Raw genomic sequence first — 3,010 nt, 5'->3', positions numbered from 1 at the left:
GCCTGAGGGTGAAGACCGCGCCGCCCTCCGGGCGATTGGCGGCGCTGATCCGGCCGCCGTGCAGGTGGGCGTTCTCCAGGGCGATCGACAGTCCCAGGCCGCTGCCCTCCGAACGCGGTCGCGAGGCGCTGGCCTTGTAGAAACGGTCGAATACGTGCGGGAGCACCTCCTCGGGGATACCGGGCCCGCGGTCGGCCACCTCTATGACCACCACGTCGGCGGTGCCGCCCCGCCGCCCCGTCCGCTCGATCCGCCGCCCGTCGCGCGGAGCGGGCACGCCCACCGCCGGCTCCGTCGCGGGGTCGACCCCATCGGTGCCGGCGGCGGCCGGGGAATCGGTGGGGGAGCCGTCGGTGTCCGACGCCGTCGCCCCGGCCGGTCGCTCGTCGCAGCTCTCCTCCCGCACGGTGACCCGCACCGGGGAGCCCCCGTGCTTGAGCGCGTTGCCGATGAGGTTGGCGAGGATCACGTCCAGCCGACGCGGATCCAGCCGCGCGGTCACCCCGCGCTCGGCCCGCAGGTCCACCGCGTCCAGCCAGGCCCGGGCGTCGATGCAGGCGGTCACCTGGTCGGCGATGTCCACGTCGTCCAGCACCATGCGGGCGGTACCCGCGTCGAAGCGGGTCACCTCCATCAGGTTCTCCACCAGGTTGTTGAGCCGGCGGGTCTCGCTCACCACCAGTTGCACGGCGGGCGCGATCATCGGGTCGAGGTTGTCCACCTCGTCCTCCAGCACCTCGGTCACGGCGGTGATCGCGGTCATCGGGGTCCGCAGTTCGTGCGACATGTCCGCCACGAACCGACGACTGGCCGCCTCCCGGGCGCGCAGGTCGGCCACCCGTTCCTCCAGCGCCCGGGCGGTGCCGTTGAAGGTGCGGGTCAGCTCCGCCAGTTCGTCCGTGCCGTTCACCGGGAGCCGGGTGCTCAACCGGCCCTCGCCCAGCTCGCGCGCGGCGCTGTTGAGCCGCTGCACGGGTCGCAGGACGGTTCCGGCCGCCGCCTGCGCGAGCAACACCGAGGCGACCAGGGCCAGCGTGGTGGCGATCCCCAGGGACCAGGCCAGGGAGTTCAGGTCGTCCCGCTCGGGTGCCAGCGAGGAGAGCATGTAGCCGGTGGGACCGTCCTCCATGACCCGGGCACCGGCCACCAGATACGGGTCGCCGTCGTGGACCACCCGCTGCCAGTAGAGGTGGTGGCTGGGGTCCGCCCCCGGGCTCTCCCCCGTGGCGTCACCCGTACCGGTGGTGACACCGGTGTTCGCCCCCCCACCGGTCCCCGGCGGACCGGCCGGGTCCGACCGCTCGGTGTGCACGGCCTCGATCAGCGAGGCCGGCACCAGATCCATCGTGAACGCCCGGGGGTCGGACTCCTCGACGCAGCGCTCCGCGTCGGAGGTCTCGTCCTCCTCCAGCACCAGCACCACCTGGTAGCCGGGCGAGTCCCCGGCCATCTCGGCGGCGGAGGTCCGCAGCATGTGGCAGGTGGGGGACTCGGGCAGGGCTCCGGCCCGGTCGCCCAGCGACTTGCGGAAGTCGGCCAGCGCCGAGTTCTGGGCCCTGGTGAGCACGGCGTCCCGGTTCAGCCAGTAGGCGATGCCGGAGACCGAGACGGCGGTGGTGAGCGCGACCAGGGCGAAGACGGTGATCAGCCGGAAACGCAGGCTGGTGAAGTGCTCGGCGAGCCGACGGCGTCGCCGCGCGACGCCCTCCGCCGCCGGGGTCGGGCCGGTGTCGGTCCCGGCCCCTTCGGTCGCCGCCCCGGCGCCCCGGCCGTCCCCGTCCGTGTCGTGCTCCACCGGATTCCCCGTTCGCCCCGTTCATCCGGCGCACCCCGTGCGCCGCCCTGCCGGCCGCGGTGTCCCGCCGGCCCGTTCACTGCGGCTGCGGTGAGTCCAGCCGGTAGCCGACGCCCCGCACCGTGCGGATCAGTTTCGGGGAGGACGGCACGTCCTCCACCTTCGCCCGCAGCCGCTGCACGCAGGCGTCCACCAGGCGGGAGTCACCGAGATAGTCGTGTTCCCACACCAGGCGCAGCAACTGCTGGCGGGAGAGGGCCTGCCCCGGGCGCCTGCTCAGCTCCAGCAGCAGCCGCAGTTCCGTCGGGGTGAGCTGGAGGTCCTCGCCGTTCTTCGTGACGGTCATGGCGGCCCGGTCGATGACGATGGCGCCGAAGGTCGCCGCGTCGTTCGCCTCCCGCTCCCCGCGCCGCATCACCGCCCGGATGCGGGCGTCCAGCACCCTGCCCTGCACCGGCTTGACCACGTAGTCGTCGGCGCCGGACTCCAGGCCCACCACGACGTCGATGTCGTCGCTGCGAGCGGTCAGCAGGATGATCGGCAGCTGATCGGTTCGGCGGATGCGTCGGCACACCTCGAAGCCGTCGATGCCGGGCAGCATGACGTCCAGCACGATGAGGTCCGGCCGCTGCTCGCGCAGCAGCTTCAATCCCTCCTCGCCGCTGGGCGCGGTGATCACACGGTGACCCTGGCGGGTCAGCCCCATCTCCAGGGCGGTGCGCACCGCCTCGTCGTCCTCGATCAGCAACAGGAAAGCCACGCCGGTCATTGTGTCCCATGGGCGTGTCGGAGTTCGACCGCCCTGCGTCGGGTTCCGTCGAAAACGCGGATCCCGGGGGCTCGGGAGCGGAGGGGAGACCGGGAACGCCGTGGGGCGGCGGCGGACCCCGATCGGCTCCGGACCGCACACGCGTGCGCTGTGACACCGCTGTGACAGACGGCGGACCCCCCGATGAAACTGGCCCGGCAGTGTATTCCCCAACGAACGAACACCGGTCCGCACCACGAGGGGGAGCGCGATGAACGCACTGCACCGCACCACCACCGCAGTCGACACGTCGCGCCCGCACACCCCGCGCGGTGCCGGCCGGTGTGAGGGGACACCCGGGTCGGCGGGACGGTCGGGGGGTCGTCGCGTCACCGGGCACCCCCGTCCGACACATCTGACGCTCGCTTCGGGGGAGGCGATCGGCCGGACGTCGGACGGTTCGGGGG

General features: G+C 73.0%; 2 protein-coding genes. Both read right to left on the bottom strand.

Annotated elements, in window-relative coordinates:
- A partial coding sequence (locus FNQ90_RS18020) for a sensor histidine kinase (RefSeq protein ID WP_228471358.1) occupies positions 1–1,660 on the bottom strand: 1,660 nt, incomplete at its 3' end.
- A gap of 211 nt (positions 1,661–1,871) precedes the next feature.
- Positions 1,872–2,555, bottom strand: a complete 684-nt coding sequence (locus FNQ90_RS18015) for a response regulator (protein ID WP_143623160.1) — start codon at positions 2,553–2,555, stop codon at positions 1,872–1,874.
- Between the last annotated feature and the right edge of the window lie 455 nt (positions 2,556–3,010).

Origin of the sequence: Streptomyces alkaliphilus (assembly GCF_014141535.1) — a bacterium.
Lineage (GTDB): Bacteria > Actinomycetota > Actinomycetes > Streptomycetales > Streptomycetaceae > Streptomyces > Streptomyces alkaliphilus.
This window is presented reverse-complemented; position numbering and strand designations above follow the sequence as displayed.